The organism is Streptomyces chiangmaiensis (assembly GCF_036281785.1).
Taxonomy (GTDB): domain Bacteria; phylum Actinomycetota; class Actinomycetes; order Streptomycetales; family Streptomycetaceae; genus Streptomyces; species Streptomyces chiangmaiensis.
The window spans coordinates 1-16528 of the sequence record NZ_JAYWVC010000015.1 but is presented as its reverse complement, the minus strand read 5'-3'; the positions used below and the strand labels follow the sequence as shown (position 1 = coordinate 16528).

Below are 16528 nucleotides of genomic sequence, written 5' to 3'. Positions count from 1 at the left end.
GACGCGGTTTGTGAACGGGCCGGGCAACGGAAGGGAAGGGTGGGGGCCCAGCCCGTGCGAGCGTGTGAGTCGGGTCACGTCCGTCGGCGATCCACGAGGTCGCCTTCCTGGCGCGGAGCTGGGACACACCGTGAGAGGCATGGCGGGGGGTCCTTCACCGTACGGCGTGCGCGACGTCGTCCATGCCAGCCCACGACCGCGCCGTGGCCGGGGAGTTGTAAGATCCGTTGTCCTGGCGCCGTGACCGCACCGACGATGACTGCCATGAGTGAAACTGATGCCCACGAGGAAGCCCACGACGGCGTCCGCGGCCTTGTCGAGCGGATGAGTGAACACCACCGCGACGCTGTCCGGCGTCGGGAGGAAAGAGAGCTGGCGCAGGCGGTGGACGACGCCGCCTTCGATCTGGGCACCGACATAGCCCACCCCACGGTCGGTCATGCCCCGGTCGGATTCGACGCCGACACCGATCTCGCACTGGACAACGAGCCGCCGGAGCTGCGCCGGCCTGCGGCCGGATGAGGTGAGGTGGTCCCTTGCGCGTGGCCCCTTGCGCCGTGACGCAAGGGGCCACCTGGCTTCCAAGGCGGATGGGCGGGCGGCAGGGCCGGGCAGGACGGCGGACCCGGCGGGCACTGCCCGTACGAGTGGCGGGGCCGTCGAGACGGACGGCGCGGCGGCCGCGATGATCGACGCCGACGGGACGGTCGTCGGCTGGACGCCGACCGCCCACCGCCTGCTGGGCTCAACCGGCGCCCTGGCCGTAGGAACCGTGCGCAGCAGATCACCGTCCGACGACGCCACCCTGCTGCTGGCCCGCACACATTCTCTTCCCCCGTAGCCCTGATGCAGGGCGGACCGGCACCAGGACGACCCTGTTCATCCCTGACACCGAGCGCTGAAAGCGGTGCGTGGCCAGTGTCGAGGGGCGCACATGCAACAGGCCACTTGGTAAGGGCCCTGAGCAGTGGTGCGCCGGCTCTTGCCCCACGCTGCCGTGCCTGATTGGGTAACGCGCTACGTGCGCGACGGCGCAAGCAGGCACGACGAGGGAGTGCAACGTCATGGCAGCGGGGACGCGAGTGGACACCGAGGGCACCCTGCCCGCAGGGTTGGGCCGGGCGATATGCGAGACCGCCGGTGACATCGCCGCTCTGTTGACCGAGGTGTCCGACACGAACGTTCCCGTGCCCGACTCGGAGTGGACCTTGGGCGAGGCGGCGGCCCACCTGGCGCAGGCCAACGAGCTGATGGCCGATCTCGTCGCAGGCAGCGAACGCCCCTACGGGGACGGCACGCCCCAGAGCCTGGCCGAGGCCAATGCGCGAGCGCTCGCTGCGTTCGGGGAGCGCGGGGCGAAACCCCTGGCGGCGATGATCGTGCAGCAGGCGGAGGCCTTCCTGGACGCGGTGGCACGGGTTGCGAAGGACAAGACCGCGGGCCGGACGCTCGTCACACCGCTCGGCCCCATGGACCAGTCGGTGCTCGCCTCCTACCTGCTGACGCACATGCTGGGCCATGGATATGACCTCGCGCGGGCGATGGGCCGGCCACACATGATCGATCGGGCCCGGGTCGAACTGTGCCTGCCGTTCCTGCTCACGGCGATGCCGCGGGTCGCCGATGCCTCCGCCATCGCCGGACTGACCGCCCGCTACACGCTCCGTGTGTGGGGCGGGACGGCGTTCGGCGTCACCTTCAGCGGCGGAAGCGTCGACGTGACGCCGCAGCCGCCGGACCGCTCGGACTGCACCCTCCTGACCGAGCCCGTCACGTTCCTGCTCATCGCGCTGGGACGGTGCAACCCGTGGCGGGCCATGAGCCGCGGCCGGGTCCTGGCCTGGGGGCGCAAGCCGTGGCTCGCACCCCGCTTCCCGACCCTGTTCATCGCGCCCTGACCCGCGTCCGGCGCACTGACACCCGCGTCACCCGCGCCCAGGGGTCCGGCCGTGCGGGTGGGCGCCGACCGCGGGGTCGAGCAGGCTGATCACGAGAGGTTTCCGAGGCGGGCGCTCTGCCACAGGTCCACGCCCGCGTCGGTGGCGTATTTGTCGATCTCGGCCAGTTCCTCGGCGCTGAAGTGGAGGTTCTCCAGCGCGGCGACGTTCTGCTCGAGCTGTTCGGCGCGGGAGGCGCCGATGACGAGCGAGGTGACGCGTTCGTCCCGCAGGGCCCAGGCGAGAGCCATCTGAGCCAGCGTCTGCCCGCGGCGGGCCGCGATGTCGTTGAGGGCTCGCAGCCGGTGCAGCATGTCCTTTGACAGCCAGGCGGTGTCGAAGGACTTGTCCTGCGCGGCCCGGGAGTCCGAAGGAATCCCGTCGAGGTAGCGTCCGGTCAGCAGCCCCTGGGCGAGCGCGGTGAAACCGATGACACCGAAGCCTTCCTGCTCGGCTACGTCGAGCAGGCCCTCCGTCTCGATCCACCGGTTGAGCATGTTGTACGACGGCTGGTGGATGAGCAGCGGGGTACCGAGGTCGCGGAGGATGGCGGCCGCCTCGCGGGTGCGCTCGGCGTCGTAGGAGGAGATGCCGACATAGAGGGCCTTGCCCTGGCGGACTGCGGTGTCGAGCGCACCCATCGTCTCCTCGAGCGGTGTGGTGGCGTCGAGGCGGTGGGAGTAGAAGATGTCCACGTAGTCCAGTCCCATGCGGCGCAGGGACTGGTCGAGCGAGGCGAGGACGTACTTGCGGGAGCCGCCGCCCTGGCCGTAGGGGCCGGGCCACATGTCCCAGCCGGCCTTGGTGGAGATCACCATCTCGTCCCGGTACGGCGCGAGGTCGTGCTTCATCAGGCGCCCGAAGTTGATCTCCGCGGAGCCGTACGGCGGGCCGTAGTTGTTCGCGAGGTCGTGGTGGGTGATTCCGAGGTCGAAGGCCCGCAGGGCGATCTCGCGCTGCGACTCGAACGGCCTGTCGTCTCCGAAGTTGTGCCAGTAGCCCAGGGACAGGACGGGAAGGTCGAGTCCTGAGCGCCCGGTGCGCCGGTAGCGCATGGTGCCGTCGTAGCGCTCGGGGTCAGCGACGTGGTTCATCGGGTGATCTCCGGGTCGTGCAGGGAAAGGGTGCCCCGATCGAGGGGGAGGTTCCCACCCTGCCTGGGCGTGATCCTGAAGTCCAACAGTTCCTTTTCATCGGATTCAGCGGTGTCGCTGCTGAATCGGATGCCGGTGCAGAAGCCGAATATGCCCGATGGCCCGATGTGGTCCCAGGACCGTGGTCGTATCGCTCCGCCTGGTGCGACAGAAGCCCAGGGCAGTCCCACTCCGCACCCGGCGATCAGAGCATGGCCGATCGGGGGCCGGGGAAGGCCTGGAATGCCGCATGGTCAACGTGCGAGGCAATCACCTCATACATAGCCTCACTGTAATGGGCTGGCCCCATGTGAAATGTGTCCGTCGGCAGGTGTCAAGCGTGGGTGGCAACTGGCGCACCGCAAGCGGAAGTTGAGCGGCGGAAAGGGTGTGACTGCTGCGGTCACACCCATAGGGGCGAATCGATGATTCCGTTCCGTGTCGGTGACACGCAGGCTTGATGCATCGTAGTCCGACCCAGACACGAGGTTGGCACAACCCCCAGGAGCGCACATGCCTACCCTTGACCGCCAGGACAACGTCTTCGTGCTCGATCTCGGAGACGGTGAGAACCGTTTTCACCCCGACTGGATCAACGCCGTCGAGGTCGCCCTGAACGAGGTGGAGAAGGCAGAAGGGCCGCGAGCCCTGGTGACCGCCGCGACGGGCAAGTTCTACTCCAACGGCCTGGACCTGGAGTGGCTGGGCGCCCATGCGGATCAGCAGGAGAGCTACCGCAGGTCCGTCCACGAGCTCTTCGCCCGCGTGCTGTCCCTGCCGGTGATCACCGTGGCGGCCCTGCAAGGGCATACCTTCGCCGCCGGCGCGATGTTCTCTCTCGCGCACGACTTCCGTGTCATGCGCGCGGACCGCGGCTTCTGGTGTCTGCCCGAGGCCGACATCGGCATCCCCTTCACGCCCGGCATGTCCGCCCTGATCCGGTCCCGGCTGGCGCCGCAGATCGCGCACGAGGCCATGGTCACCGCCCGCCGATACGGTGGGTCGGATGCCGCGGCCGCCGGCATCGTCGACCGGGCGGTGGACGAGGCCGCCGTGCGTTCCACGGCCGTAGAGATCGCTGAGGCACAGCTCGGCAGGGCCGGCGGCACCCTCGGCACCATCAAGGCACGCATGTACGGCCCGGTTCTGGCCACCCTGCGTAACACGGCCGATCCGCTCGGCTGACGTCGTCGTGCAGGCAACCATCATCGCCCAGGCCCGGAGCGGTCGCGGGAGGCCATCGGCGGCCCCACGTTTCCCAGGGAGTTCGGCCGGGGGCGATCCGAGGAGATGGATGTGGTCGCGAGCAGTTGAAACTCGGATGCAGTGCCGCAGTCATGCGTACTACGGTCCTCTCCGTGCAGGTGCGCAGGCTGTGGCTACTTCGCCTCGAAAGCGGGTGACGCGGGTTCGAATCCCGCCGCCGGCCCCCGGCCGGTGTCGTCCAGCGGCCCAGGACACCACACGTTGGCCGCCGCCGACCTTGATCTCTGCACATCTACGGTACGAGCCGCCCGCCACGGGGACGTGAGGCGGGCGGCTTCGTCTCGTCAGCCGGCGCGATACAGCACGACGGACGGACTTGCGGAGGCCTGTGAGTATCCGCACCGGGCAGACGAGCCGACATGTGTCGACTTTCCGGTTGGAGTCGTCGAGGGCCCGACTCCGTGCTCCGCCCTCGACGGGGCACCGTGGTCGGACCGCGGCGCCGGGGCTGACGTCGGGCTCCCTCGTCACTCCGGACTATTCACGGGGGACCTTGAGCGGCCGGGCCAGACCGGCCACCGCATCGTCCAGACGCTGCAGATGTCGCAGTACCCGGTCGGTGACGCGGTCGTAGCGCGGAGCGCTGAGGGTTCCCGGCTTCAGCATGGACGCGATGCTGGGGCCGGTCTCGATGCGGGCGGCGCTGCGCTCGTCCGCCACGCGTGCCGCGATCGCCTCGATGTTGGCCACGATGCGCCGGCCCGCCCCGCGCAGTCGGGGATCCGCCGCGATCGACGGGTGCTCGGGCAGCAGTTCCGCGGTCGCCGCCAGGGAGCGGGCATGGTAGGCGCAGGTCTCCAGCATGGCGACGATGTAGCGGGCGGTGTCCCGACGTGCCCGCAGGGGAGTGATCGGATGGGTCAGCGGCTGCGTGGAGGCACGCAGATCCGCCAGGGCCTGGTCCAGGTCACGTGCCTTGTCGAGGAGGTCGACCGCGGGCCCACCGCTGAGCTGCTGGACCGCGGCGTCCGTGACGTCGGCGAGCCGGGCCAGCACGGTGGCGAGGAGTTCGTCCGTACGGCGATCGGTGTGCACCGGCAGTACCAGCGCTGCCGCAACGATTCCGCAGGCCGCGCCCAGGGCCGTCTCCTCGATACGCATGACGAGCACGGAGGCGCTGTAGGTGTGCAGGAGTGTGTAGAGAAGTCCCAGCATCGCGGTGACGAAGAAGGACATCAGCGTGAACGACAGCGGGGCCGTGTAGAACATCGCGAAGATGAACACGAGCACCAACGCGAACGCCGTCCATGTGTGATTCCCGACCAGCCCCGCGAGGGCGATGCCGGCCACCACACCGAAGACGGTCCCCAGGAGCCGGCGGTACCCCTTGACCAGGATCTCGCCGGTGGACGCGGTGTTGATGAACACGATCCAGCAGGTCAGCACGGCCCAGTACCAGCGCTGACTGGAGATGAACTCACCACCGACGATCGCGAACGCCGACCCCACGGCGACCTGCACGGCCGCGCGCGTGGTGGGGCGCTCGAGTCCGGTGCGTTCCTCCTCCTCATGGGCTTCCTCGCTGCCGCTGATGGCGGCGTCCTCCGCGTGCAGTTCCTCGCGCGAGCGGGTGGTGGCGGGGGTGTCGTCCGACTCGTCCTGAGGCCCCTCGATGGCCATCCGCAGTCCGACCACCGCACGCGCGGTCTCGCCGAGCCCCCGGAAGACGTCCTGGACGGCGGTCGGCCCAGCAGGCAGGTTGTCCTCCTCCCGGTAGTCGAGCAGCCTGTTGCGCACGTGCGCCAGCCCGGCCCCTCTGGCCTCGGAGACGGGCTGCAGGAGCAGGAGGCGCAATGCCTCGAAGTCGCGGCGCAGCGTGGCGGTCGTCTCGTCGTGCTCCGCCAGCGGGCCGCCCGCGGGGAGAGTGGCCCCGGGCAGATGCAGGGTGAGCGTGTCGGCGCGCTCGGTGCTGCGCGCCGTGAGCAGCAGAAGCCCGAGCCGTTCGGCGGTGATCTCGGCATCGGCGATACGGCGCTGCACCGATCGGGCCGTCGCTTCGTCAGAGGTCCCCTGCTCCAGCCACCCCTGGATCATCATGGCGGTCTCGTTGAGGGCCGCGGTCCTGTCGCGGACCTCCTCCAGGGCCTTCTCCTGGTCGTCCGGGTCGGCTTCGAGCAACGCCAACTGCGCCGAGAGCAGTTGGGCGAGGCGGGCCCGGAAGGCACGACGCAGCCGGTCCAGGATGCCCGTCGGTGTCTCCGGCACGAGGGCGAAGCGCACCACGGCACTGCTGGCGAAGGCGAGGGCGATCGTGCCGCACAGCCCTGGAAGTGTCGAGACCGTCGCACCCACGAACAGGGAGAGGAAGTAGACCTGGAACCCGATCAGCCCCAGTGCCGTGCCGCGGTCGCCGAACCGCCGGCCGTAGACGGCACAGAAGATGAGGGCGACGAAGAAGATGTCGCCCGCCACCACGTGTGACCTCAGGAGCGCGCCGAGCGATACGGAGGCCAGCGCGACAGGCAGACCCAGGGCGAGCGTGACGGCCTGCCGCAGCCGCTCCTTCTCGCGGATGGCAAAGGTCGCGACCATGGCCGCGATCGCCCCTGCCACGAGATGGGACACTTCGGTGCGCAGCACGGCCAGGACGGCCAGCGTGAGTGCGATGGCGCACACGGTTCTGAGACCGGCCGTCAAGCGGAGCAAACCGGGGTCCGATGCCGCGATGCGATCCCACAACTCCGCCCGCACCGACCGACCTGACACCCTCACTCCGCCGTGTTCTTTCCCGCGTCCCGTCGTGATCTCCTGTCCAGGATCGCACGAGGTGGCGGATGGTTCGCCCCCGGACGCCGCCCGTCCGGCGGACCGGTCCTCGCTGTCGCGGGCGGAAGCCGGCCGGGTCGGCGGTCGGCTTCCGCGTGTTCGGCCGACGGCGGGTCAGCAGCCTCCGCAGTTGTAGTACAGGACGTCCCAGTGGTTGCCCTCGTCGGCGTAGATGTTGCCGGAGCCCGACCGGTACTGGGGCGCGCCGTCGCCGCGCAGGCCGATGTAGGCGAAGTTGCCCTTGATGTAGTTGGTGATGCAGGTGTTCTTGCCGTAGTCGAGTTTGTAGCCGTTCCAGTGCGAGTACGTGCCGCTGGCGTGGCCGGTCTCGGTGCCGCCGGTGATGTTGAGCGCGCATCCGGAGGCACGCTTGAGGGTCTGGGCGCCTTGAGCAGTGGCGAGGTTGAGCTGCGCGAAGGACGTACAGGTCGGGTTGTTGCGGTCGGAGCAGTTGCCGGAGGACGACCAGGTGATGCCGACCGCACGGAACATGGCGGTGGCGGTGGCGTGGGAGATCTTGGTGACGGCGGCGGCCTGGGCACTGTCCTGGGCGGCGAGGGCATCCCCGGCGCCGCCGAATACGGCGAGCCCGGAGGCGACGGTGAGCGCGAGGGCCGTGAGGGCTGACCGGAACTTCATGTGAGGACCTTCCTGCGAGTGGGCCGTGTCTCCTGTGGGGCGGCTGTGCAGGTGGTGCACGCAGATGGTGCCCGAGTTCTACGCGCGTCCGCCAGAGGGCAGGATCGGGCAAGACTCCGAGAGGATCGGTCTATTGCGGACCGTCCCGTGCGCGATTCGATGACAGTGATCCGATCCGGGACTCCGGAGGGTGCCGTTCAGGGCCCTCGCCATGGGCCGCAACCACACGCGCACGCACGGGAGTTGTTCATGCCGCTCGGTCATCGCGTCACGCTCGGCCGGTCGGGGCTGCAGGTCAGCCCGTTCACCCTCGGCGCGATGACCTTCGGTCAGGATTCGGGGGCCGGGTGCAGCGTCGAGGAGTCGGAGAAGATCGTCGCCGCATACCTGGAGCTCGGCGTGAATTTCGGGGAAGTCCGGTGAGTCAGCCTGCCTCGTCCAGCGCCTCGCCCAGCAGATCGTGTGCCGTGCTCAGCGCGACGGCGCGGTCGGCCGCGATCAGCCCGATGCGTGTTCGGCGGTCCAGTAGGTCGGCGGCATCGAGCGCCCCCTCGTGGCGTACGGCCCACAGCAGTTCGGCGCGGGTGGTCGGGTGGCCTTCCAGGACGGGTTCGGCAAGCCCGGGGTCGCGCGTGGTCAGGGCGTGGACGGCCCGGGCCTCGGTGCCGTAGCGGCTGATCAGGCGCTGCGGCGCGCGAAGGGCGGCCAGCACATGCGGCGGGGCGGCGCCGACCAGCGGGACCGCGGTGGTGGGGGAGGGGCCTGCGGAGAGACAGTGGGCGGCGACTGCGGCGTCGACGGCGTCCTCGGCCATGCGCCGGTAGGTGGTGAGCTTGCCGCCGACCACGGTGATCACGCCTTCCGACGAGGTGAGCACCGCGTGTTTGCGGGAGATGTCGGCGGTGCTCGTCACCGTGTCCGAGCCCGTGGTCGTCGTGGTGTCGAGCAAAGGGCGCAGTCCCGCGAAGGCGCCCACCACGTCGTCGCGGTGGACCGGCACGTCCAGGGCGGAGCCGAGGACGTCCAGCAGGAAGCCGATGTCGGTTTCCGGGACCTTTGGGACGTCCGGGATGTCGCCGTCGACGGGTTCGTCGGTGAGCCCGACGTAGACCCGGCCGTCTTCCTGTGGCAGGACGAGGACGAAGCGGTTGGTCTCGCCCGGGATCGGGATGTGCAGGCCGGCCGGCAGGGAGCCGAGGCGATCCGCGCGCAGTACGAGGTGGGTGCCGCGCGAAGGGCGTATGTGGACGCCGTCCACGAGACCGCCTGCCCAGACGCCGGAGGCGTTGATCACCGCCCGGGCCCGGATCTCGCCTTCATCGCCGGTGAGTTCGTCGCGTACGCGAGCGCCGGTGCGGGTGAGTTCGAGGGCACGCACGCGGGTGAGGATGCGCGCGCCGTGCTCTGCAGCCGTGCGGGCGATCGCGGTGACCAGGCGGGCGTCGTCGGTCACGCGGCCGTCCCAGGACAGCAGGCCGCCGCGGAGCCCGGCGCTGCGCAGCGCCGGGGCGAGGTGGCGGGTCTCCGCCGCGGAGAGCCGACGCGGTGCGGGCAGTGTCGTCCGGGCCGTGCGCGCGACCAGGCGCAGCGTGTCGCCGGCGCGGAATCCGGCCCAGGCCAGCGCGGCCTGGGGGCGGGAGACCAAGGGGGTGAGAGGAAGTACGAACGGCTGGGCGCGCACCAGGTGGGGAGCGGTGCGCTCCATCAGGATTCCGCGTTCCCGCGCGCTTTCGTGGGCGACGCCGAACTGGGCGGAGGCGAGATAGCGCAGTCCGCCGTGGATGAGCTTGGAACTCCAGCGGGAGGTTCCGGAGGCGAGGTCGTGGGCGTCGACCGCGGCGACCGTCAGTCCGCGGGCTGCGGCGTCCAGGGCGGCTCCGGCGCCGGTCGCGCCGAGGCCGACGACAAGGAGGTCCACCGCCGACCCGTCGGTGGACAGGGCCAGTTCGCGTCGGCGGCGGTCGGCGGTCAGGGACGTGCCCGGAGCCGGGCCCGCGGGGGTGGACGGAGTACTGCTGGGGCTCATGGCGTCAGGGTCCTCTCGAGGATGGTCCGCAGTTCTCCGTAGAAGGCCTCGGGGCTCAGCTCGGCGTCGTCCTGGTCGGTCATGGTCCGCAGCGACAGCGTGAAGGACTGGGCGACCAGGAGGAGCGCCCGGCCCTGCCGTTGGGGGTGGTCGGGGCGTACCGACCCGTCCGTGTGGCCCTGCGTGATGCCGTCGGCGAGCAGGTCGAGAAGCGCCTCCTGGCTCGCCCCGCGTCGGTCCAGCACGTAGGGGAGGAGCAGTTCGGGATCGACGTCGACGATCTTGCGGAAGAGCGGGTGGCTGCGAACGGCGTCGACTCCTTGGACCAGCCCCTCCACGATCAGGGTGCGTGCGCTCGTTCCCGGCTTGGGCTCGGGCCTCGCACGGGTGGCCGCCTCGATCCACTCTCGGGTCATCAAGTCACCGACCAGCGACCGCACATCGGGCCAGCGGCGGTACAGGGTCATACGGGAGACGCCGGCGCGCCGGGCCACGTCGGTGAGGGTGGTGCGCCGGACGCCGACGGCCAGGACGCATTCGCGTACCGCGTCGAGTACCGGATCGCTGTCCGAGGCGTTGTGACGAATAGGCGTCATGTGTCACAGTGTAACAGTGCCATGTGGCCGTGCAGGGTGACACGCTGTCGAGACGACCGGTGAGGACAAGCGCCATGGACATGCTGTGGAGCGGCTGGGGAGACCCGGCCAGGGCGACGCCGCTGCCCGACACGGTGACAGGACTGCTGCGCGACATGCTCGGGGTCAAGCCCCGGAGCGCCGAACCGGTCGACCTGGACGAGATCTACGTACCCGAGTCGCCCCTGGACGCCACCGTGCGCCAGGCTCTCCTCGCCGCTGTCGGCGGCGAGGAGCATCTGCGGACCGACGCGGAGTCCCGCATCCGGCGCACCCGTGGCAAGTCCACCCCCGATCTGCTGCGCATGCGCGAGGGCGACACCAGCGATCTCCCCGCGGCCGTGGCGCTCCCGGCGAGCCACGACGAGGTCCTCGCCGTGCTCAAGGCCTGTGTCGTGCACGACGTGGCCGTCGTCCCGTTCGGCGGCGGAACCTCGGTCGTCGGCGGCCTCGCACCCGAGCGACGGCGGCCCTTCATCGCGCTCGATCTGCGCCGCATGGACGGGTTGCTCGCCCTCGACCCGATCTCCCGCACCGCCACCCTGCAACCCGGTCTGCGGGCTCCGCACGCCGAAGCACTCCTGGCAGAGCACGGCTTCACCCTCGGCCACTTCCCCCAGTCCTACGAGTGGGCGACCATCGGCGGCTTCGCCGCCGCGCGCTCCAGCGGACAGGCGTCCGCCGGCTACGGCCGGTTCGACGAGATGGTGCTCGGCCTCACCCTCGCCACCCCCGCCGGCACCCTCGAGGTCGGCCGCGCTCCGCGCTCGGCCGCCGGCCCCGACCTGCGACAGCTCGTCCTCGGCTCCGAGGGGGCGTTCGGCGTCATCACCTCGGTGACCGTACGGATCCGCCCCGTCCCGCAGATCCGCCGGTACGAAGGCTGGCGCTTCGACTCCTTCGAGGCCGGCGCCGCCGCCCTGCGGCGTCTGGCCCAGGACGGGCCGCGGCCGACCGTACTGCGCCTGTCGGACGAGACCGAGACGCTCATCGGCCTCGCCCAGCCCGGCGCCATCGGTTCCGCCGGGGCGGAGCAGCTCGGCGGATGCCTCGCGATCGCCGGCTACGAGGGCACCGAGGAGGACACCACGCTCCGCCGGGAGCGGGCAGCGGCCGTGCTGCGCGAGTGCGGCGGCACCTATGTGGGCCCCGAACCCGGGGAGCGCTGGGCCCACGGTCGTTACTCGGCGCCCTACCTGAGGGACGCGTTGCTGGACGCGGGGGCGTTCGCCGAGACGCTGGAGACCGCGGCCTTCTGGTCACGCCTCCCCGAGCTGTACTCCTCCGTCCGCGCAGCCGTCATCGGCACGCTCACCGAGTCCGGCACCCCGCCCCTGGTGATGTGCCACATCTCGCACGTCTACGAAAACGGCGCCTCGCTCTACTTCACGGTGGTTTCCGCCCAGGGCGACGATCCGGTGGCGCACTGGGCGCCCGCCAAGCATGCCGCCAACGAGGCGATCATGGTGGCGGGCGGTACGATCAGCCACCACCACGGTGTGGGCACCGATCATCGCGACTGGTACGTCCGGGAGGTCGGGCCGCTCGCCATCGACGCCCTTCAGGCGGTCAAGCGACGCCTCGACCCCACCGGGCTGCTCAACCCGGGCATCCTGCTGCCGGCCGACTGAGCCCGCTCGGCCCCTCCCGACCACCGTCCGTCCACGATCCGTCAGGCGCCTTCGGAGGCATACCGATGCGACAGTTCACCGCCATCGTCAACCCCACCGCCGGCGGATCCAACGGGGTGGCGATGCTGCTGAGCGTGGCCCGGCTGCTGCGGGAAGCCGGGGCCGAGCTGGAGACGGAGTACAGCAGCAGTCTGGCGCACGCCCAGGACCTGGCCCGGCGGGCCGGAGAGCGGCAGCGGGTGGTCCTGGCCGTCGGAGGCGACGGCATCGTCGGCGGCATCGGCGGCGCCCTCAGCGGCACCGACATACTCTTCGGCATCGTCCCGGCCGGCCGCGGCAACGACTTCGCCCGGGCTCTTGGCCTGCCCGCAGACCCGGGCGCGCTGGCCGAGGCACTGCTCCACCACGAGCCGCGCCGCGTCGACACCATCGAGGTGGAGTCTGCCCAGGGGCGCGCCGTCGCGCTCGGCAGCGTGTACGCCGGTGTCGACGCGCTCGCCAACCGCCATGCCAATCACGCGAAACTCCTGAGCGGAGCCGCCTCCTACTACGCAGGGGGCCTGCGGGCGGTCGCCACCTGGCGCCCCGCCACCTATCGGATCACCATCGACGGCGAAGAGCTCACGCACCACGGTTACACCGTGGTGGTCGCCAACTCCGCCTACTACGGTTCCGGCCGCATCATCGCCCCCGAGGCCCGCGTCGACGACGGTCTGCTGGAGGTCGTGATGATCCGCCATGCGCCTCGCCGGCTCTTCTTCGCGCTGATGAACGAGCTCAAGACCGGCGCGCACGTCCACCGGCGCGAAGTACAGATCGTACGTGGCACGGAGGTCCGCATAGAGGCCGACCGCGACATCCCCTACGGTGCTGACGGCGAGGTGGACGCCGTCCTCCCCGTGACGGTCAGGGTCCTGCCCGGAGCGCTCGCCGTGCTGTGCTGAACGCCTGGTGGCGCGCTGCCGCAACGGCCGGACGACGACGAGCGTGCCGAGAGGCTACACCGTCGGTCCCGGCTTCCGGCGTCTGAGGCCCGAGCGGCCCAGGCTCCACCGCGCCAACGGCTGCAACGCATCCACGAGGGCCCGGCCGTCCGGGGACAGCCGATAGTGGATCTGTACGGGAGTGGTGGGTGTGACGGTGCGTTCGATGAGACCCTCCGCCTCGAGTTCTTTCAGGCGCTGCGAGAGCAATCGGTCGGAGATGCCGTCGATGACGGCCCGGAAGTCGCCGAACCGGGAGGCCCCCTGGCGGGCGGCGCTCAGGATCGAACCCGTCCAGCGGCGTCCGACCAGTTCGAGGGCGTCATGAAAGCTCGGGCAGTCGTCGTCATGGATGGAACGACGCTCGAGGGACGAGGGTTTGCGGGTGGTCGTCGGAATACTCACTTACAAAAGATTAGCACCTTACCTCTGATTTGGCCGGGTGGGACGCTCCATCGCACCTTGGACGCATGACCGACTACGGACGCCCTCTCTCCTTCGGAGTGAGTCTTGACCCTGCCGCTGACACCGTGCACCGGACCCGGCGCCTCGCGCGTTCGGCAGAGGACCGCGGTCTGGACTACCACGCCGTCCAGGACCACCCCTACCAGCCCGGCCATCTCGACACCTGGACCCTGATCACGCACCTGGCCGCGGCCACCGACCGCATCACGTTCCTCACCGACGTCGCCGATCTGCAGCTCCGCCCGCCGACCATGCTGGCCAAGGCGGCCGCGTCGCTCGCCTTCCTCACCGAGGGCCGGCTCCAGCTCGGCGTCGGCGGAGGCGGCATCCCCGACGCCATCGCGTCGATGGGCGGCCCGGCGCGACGTGGCGAGTCGATGGTCGCCTTCACTGAGGAGTCCCTGACCGTCATGCGCCAGGCGCTGGCGGGAGGTGTCGTTCGGCTGCAGAGCCCCCACCACGCCGTCGGCGGCTACCAGGCCGGCCCGGTGCCCCCGAAGCCCGTCGAACTGTGGCTCGGCGCACAGAAGTCCAAGATGCTCGCGGTGACCGGCAGATCGGCGGACGGCTGGATCTCCCCCCTGAACATCTACGTCCCGCCGCAACAGGTGCCCTCCCGTCAGCAGATCATCGACGAAGCGGCCTCGGCCGCGGGACGCGATCCGCGGACGATCCGCCGCGTCTACAACGTGATCGGCGCGATCGGCGGCCATCGGGGAGCCCCGGGCCTCGTCGGCGACGTGCACCGGTGGGCGGACACCCTCTCCGAGTGGGCGGTCGACCTCGGGTTCGACACCTTCGTCCTCTGGCCCGCCACGGACCCCGATCAGCAGCTCGCGCTCTTCGCCGCTGAGGTCGTGCCCGCCGTACGCGAGCGCGTCGCCGCTCTGCGGAGTGTGCGATGAACGGCGACCTGGGCACGGCACCCGTCGAACTCACCGGCAAGCTGGTCACCCCGGACGACCGTCGCTACCGCCTGCTCCGCTCCACTTACACCACCGTGGGCCGCCCGGCCGTCGTCGTTCTGCCGGAGTCGGCGGACGATGTCGCCGCAGCGCTCCGGATGGCCCGCGAGCGTCGGCTTCCCCTGGCGGTGCGCAGCGGCGGACACGGGCTGAGCGGCAGGTCCACCAACAACGGCGGTCTTGTCATCGACCTGAGCGCGATGAAGCGGGTCGAGGTCGTCGACCGCGCCTCGCGTCTCGTACGGGTGGAGGCGGGTGCCCGCTGGGCGCAGGTCGCCCGCGCCCTGGCCCCGCACGGGCTGGCCATCAGCTCGGGCGATCACGGCAACGTCGGCGTCGGCGGTCTGGCCACGGGCGGCGGCATCGGATGGCTCGTACGGCACTACGGGCTGACCGTCGACCGCATCCGCGCCGTCGAGGTGGTCCTGTCCGACGGGACGGCCACCCGCGCCGACCCCGGAACCGATCCGGATCTGCTGTGGGTGATGCGCGGGGCGGGCAGCGGCGCGGGCATCGCGGTGGCCTTCGAGATCGAGGCGGTGGAGCTGCGTGACGTGGGGTTCGCGCAGTTGGCCGTGCCGGTGGATCGGGCCGGTGGGACGCTGCGCCGTTGGGAGGCCGTCATGGCGCGGGCACCGCGGGAGCTGTCGACGGCGGTGACCCTCTCGTCGCAGGGCGCCTCGACGACCGCGTTCATCACCGCCGTCGTCGCCTCCGACAGTCCTCCCGTGATCCGCCGGGCCCTCGAACCTCTCCTCGGGATCGGCCGCGTCATGGTCCAACAGGCCCATCTCGTCCCTTACACGGAGCTGGTCTCACCCGCACATCTGCACCCGAACACCGGGCAGATGCCCTCCACCACGACCAACGGACTGTTCACCGAGATGGGCCGGGAGGCGGCCCGTGCCCTGGTGGCGGCATCGGCCGGACCGAGCCCGGTGCTCGTCCAGCTGCGCTCGCTCGGCGGCGCAGTCCACGATCAGTCCCCCTCGGCCGCCGCCTATGCCCACCGCCACCAGAAGACCCTGGGCATCGCCTCCGTGTTCCCACCGGATGACCGGTCGACGCTGGCCGCCGCCTGGGAACCGCTTGTCGCGTACACCGACGGCGCCTATGTGAACTTCGAGAGCAACCCGGACGAGGCGACGTTCGCACGCGCCTACCCGGGGCAGGTCGGCGCCCGTGTCACCGAGCTCTGGAAACGCTACGACCCCGACGGCATGCTGCGCGGCCGGCCCGGGTGAAGGTCGCCGTGGCACGGGAGTGGGCAGGCAGGCGCATGCGGAAGCCGTCGAGTCTGTCGAGGGGTGCCTTCGAGTACGCAAATACCGACTCGGGTGCGCGTCCCGCTCGGCGGCGAGGTCACTTGGGGGCCGTCTCCATGCAGGTTTCGGTCGACCCCGCGCAGGGCTCCGCATCCGGCAGGTGCGTCTGCGCCCACTGCCCGAGCGCCTTGAGCGCGGGCTCCAGTGCGGCCCCCGACTCCGTCAGCCGGTAGGAGACCCGAAGCGGCGGCCCCTCGTCGACCTCGCGTACCACCAACCCCGCGGCGCCGAGTTCGGCGAGCCGGTCGGAAAGCATGCGCTCACTGATGCCGGGGATCGCCCGCCGCAGGTCGGCGAAGTGCGCCGGCTGATCCACGAGCACCGCCACGATCGGGCCGCTCCAGCGCTTTCCGAGCAACTGGAAGACGCGGCTGATGCCGCCGTCCACCTGCTTGCATGCCGCCACGTCGTGGCCCTGCTCCGCCGCCATGGGGACATCGTACTACCTCGCCATACGGGGATGAAAAAAAGTAAGCTCCTATGCTAGAGATAGCTGTGTACGAATTCTTAGCCCGACTCGTCCGGGCTCGGGCACGTTCTTTGGAGACCCACATGGCCACCCTGCTCCACATCGACTCGTCCGTCTTCGGGGGCGAGGCGTCCGCCTCCCGCACTGTGTCGGAGGCCTTCCGCAAGACCTGGCAGGAACAGCACCCCAACGGCACGGTCGTCTATCGGGACCTGGCCGCGAACCCCGTGCCGCACATCACCGCCGAGGCGCACACCGCGGGCTTCGCCGACCCCGCCACCCACACCT

General features: G+C 70.5%; 17 protein-coding genes. 10 read left to right on the top strand and 7 right to left on the bottom strand.

Features of this window, described 5'->3' with window-relative positions; genetic code table 11:
• The first annotated feature begins 264 nt into the window (after window positions 1-264).
• From VXC91_RS07390 to VXC91_RS07380, 3 genes are all read left to right on the top strand, one after another.
• Window positions 265-522 carry a hypothetical protein gene (locus VXC91_RS07390; protein ID WP_329506045.1) on the top strand — a complete coding sequence of 86 codons (258 nt, stop codon included), beginning with the start codon at window positions 265-267 and terminating at the stop codon, window positions 520-522.
• Between the two features lie 28 nt (window positions 523-550).
• Complete coding sequence (locus VXC91_RS07385) at window positions 551-841, top strand: hypothetical protein (RefSeq protein WP_329506043.1); 291 nt, start codon at window positions 551-553, stop codon at window positions 839-841.
• Between the two features lie 223 nt (window positions 842-1064).
• A complete protein-coding gene (locus VXC91_RS07380) occupies window positions 1065-1898 on the top strand; it encodes a maleylpyruvate isomerase family mycothiol-dependent enzyme (protein WP_329506042.1) in 834 nt (277 codons plus the stop codon).
• A gap of 89 nt (window positions 1899-1987) precedes the next feature.
• On the opposite strand, the gene mgrA is transcribed toward VXC91_RS07380, so the two are convergent.
• On the bottom strand, window positions 1988-3031 hold the full coding sequence (gene mgrA / locus VXC91_RS07375; RefSeq protein ID WP_329506041.1) for an L-glyceraldehyde 3-phosphate reductase: 1044 nt from the start codon (window positions 3029-3031) through the stop codon (window positions 1988-1990).
• 552 nt (window positions 3032-3583) lie between these two features.
• On the opposite strand from mgrA, the gene VXC91_RS07370 reads away from it, so the two are divergent.
• Window positions 3584-4255, top strand: a complete 672-nt coding sequence (locus VXC91_RS07370; RefSeq protein WP_329506040.1) for an enoyl-CoA hydratase-related protein — start codon at window positions 3584-3586, stop codon at window positions 4253-4255.
• 558 nt (window positions 4256-4813) lie between these two features.
• Here VXC91_RS07370 and VXC91_RS07365 read toward each other — a convergent pair.
• Together VXC91_RS07365 and VXC91_RS07360 are read right to left on the bottom strand one after the other, a co-directional pair.
• Window positions 4814-7048: an FUSC family protein gene (locus tag VXC91_RS07365; RefSeq protein ID WP_329506039.1), complete on the bottom strand. Its 2235-nt coding sequence runs from the start codon at window positions 7046-7048 to the stop codon at window positions 4814-4816.
• Between the two features lie 168 nt (window positions 7049-7216).
• A complete protein-coding gene (locus tag VXC91_RS07360) occupies window positions 7217-7741 on the bottom strand; it encodes a hypothetical protein (protein ID WP_329506038.1) in 525 nt (174 codons plus the stop codon).
• A 249-nt stretch (window positions 7742-7990) separates the two neighbouring features.
• Here VXC91_RS07360 and VXC91_RS07355 point away from each other — a divergent pair, with 249 nt between their 5' ends.
• Window positions 7991-8164, top strand: coding sequence for a hypothetical protein (locus tag VXC91_RS07355; protein WP_329506037.1), 174 nt, complete (start codon window positions 7991-7993; stop codon window positions 8162-8164).
• Between the two features lies 1 nt (window position 8165).
• Here the strand turns inward: VXC91_RS07355 and VXC91_RS07350 are convergent, their stop codons facing one another.
• Both VXC91_RS07350 and VXC91_RS07345 read right to left on the bottom strand, forming a co-directional pair.
• Window positions 8166-9767 carry a glycerol-3-phosphate dehydrogenase/oxidase gene (locus VXC91_RS07350; RefSeq protein ID WP_329506036.1) on the bottom strand — a complete coding sequence of 534 codons (1602 nt, stop codon included), beginning with the start codon at window positions 9765-9767 and terminating at the stop codon, window positions 8166-8168.
• Complete coding sequence (locus tag VXC91_RS07345) at window positions 9764-10363, bottom strand: TetR/AcrR family transcriptional regulator (protein WP_329506035.1); 600 nt, start codon at window positions 10361-10363, stop codon at window positions 9764-9766. Before VXC91_RS07345 ends, VXC91_RS07350 begins: the two co-directional genes overlap by 4 nt.
• Window positions 10364-10437: 74 nt before the next feature.
• Between VXC91_RS07345 and VXC91_RS07340 the strand changes: the two genes are divergently transcribed.
• Both VXC91_RS07340 and VXC91_RS07335 read left to right on the top strand, forming a co-directional pair.
• Window positions 10438-12033: an FAD-binding oxidoreductase gene (locus VXC91_RS07340; protein ID WP_329506033.1), complete on the top strand. Its 1596-nt coding sequence runs from the start codon at window positions 10438-10440 to the stop codon at window positions 12031-12033.
• A gap of 65 nt (window positions 12034-12098) precedes the next feature.
• On the top strand, window positions 12099-12977 hold the full coding sequence (locus tag VXC91_RS07335) for a YegS/Rv2252/BmrU family lipid kinase (RefSeq protein WP_329506032.1): 879 nt from the start codon (window positions 12099-12101) through the stop codon (window positions 12975-12977).
• Between the two features lie 54 nt (window positions 12978-13031).
• On the opposite strand, the gene VXC91_RS07330 is transcribed toward VXC91_RS07335, so the two are convergent.
• Window positions 13032-13421, bottom strand: a complete 390-nt coding sequence (locus VXC91_RS07330; RefSeq protein WP_329506031.1) for a winged helix-turn-helix transcriptional regulator — start codon at window positions 13419-13421, stop codon at window positions 13032-13034.
• Between the two features lie 65 nt (window positions 13422-13486).
• Between VXC91_RS07330 and VXC91_RS07325 the strand changes: the two genes are divergently transcribed.
• Both VXC91_RS07325 and VXC91_RS07320 read left to right on the top strand, forming a co-directional pair.
• Window positions 13487-14386 carry an LLM class flavin-dependent oxidoreductase gene (locus VXC91_RS07325; RefSeq protein ID WP_329506030.1) on the top strand — a complete coding sequence of 300 codons (900 nt, stop codon included), beginning with the start codon at window positions 13487-13489 and terminating at the stop codon, window positions 14384-14386.
• The gene (locus VXC91_RS07320; RefSeq protein WP_329506029.1) at window positions 14383-15690 is read left to right on the top strand and encodes an FAD-binding oxidoreductase; all 1308 of its coding nucleotides are present in this window, start codon (window positions 14383-14385) and stop codon (window positions 15688-15690) included. The genes VXC91_RS07325 and VXC91_RS07320 overlap by 4 nt, the downstream gene beginning before the upstream one ends.
• A 118-nt stretch (window positions 15691-15808) precedes the next feature.
• Here VXC91_RS07320 and VXC91_RS07315 read toward each other — a convergent pair whose 3' ends face one another.
• Window positions 15809-16201, bottom strand: coding sequence for a winged helix-turn-helix transcriptional regulator (locus VXC91_RS07315; RefSeq protein WP_329506026.1), 393 nt, complete (start codon window positions 16199-16201; stop codon window positions 15809-15811).
• 122 nt (window positions 16202-16323) lie between these two features.
• Here VXC91_RS07315 and VXC91_RS07310 point away from each other — a divergent pair.
• Window positions 16324-16528 (top strand): NAD(P)H-dependent oxidoreductase (locus VXC91_RS07310; RefSeq protein ID WP_329506024.1); only part of this gene is annotated, 205 nt, incomplete at its 3' end.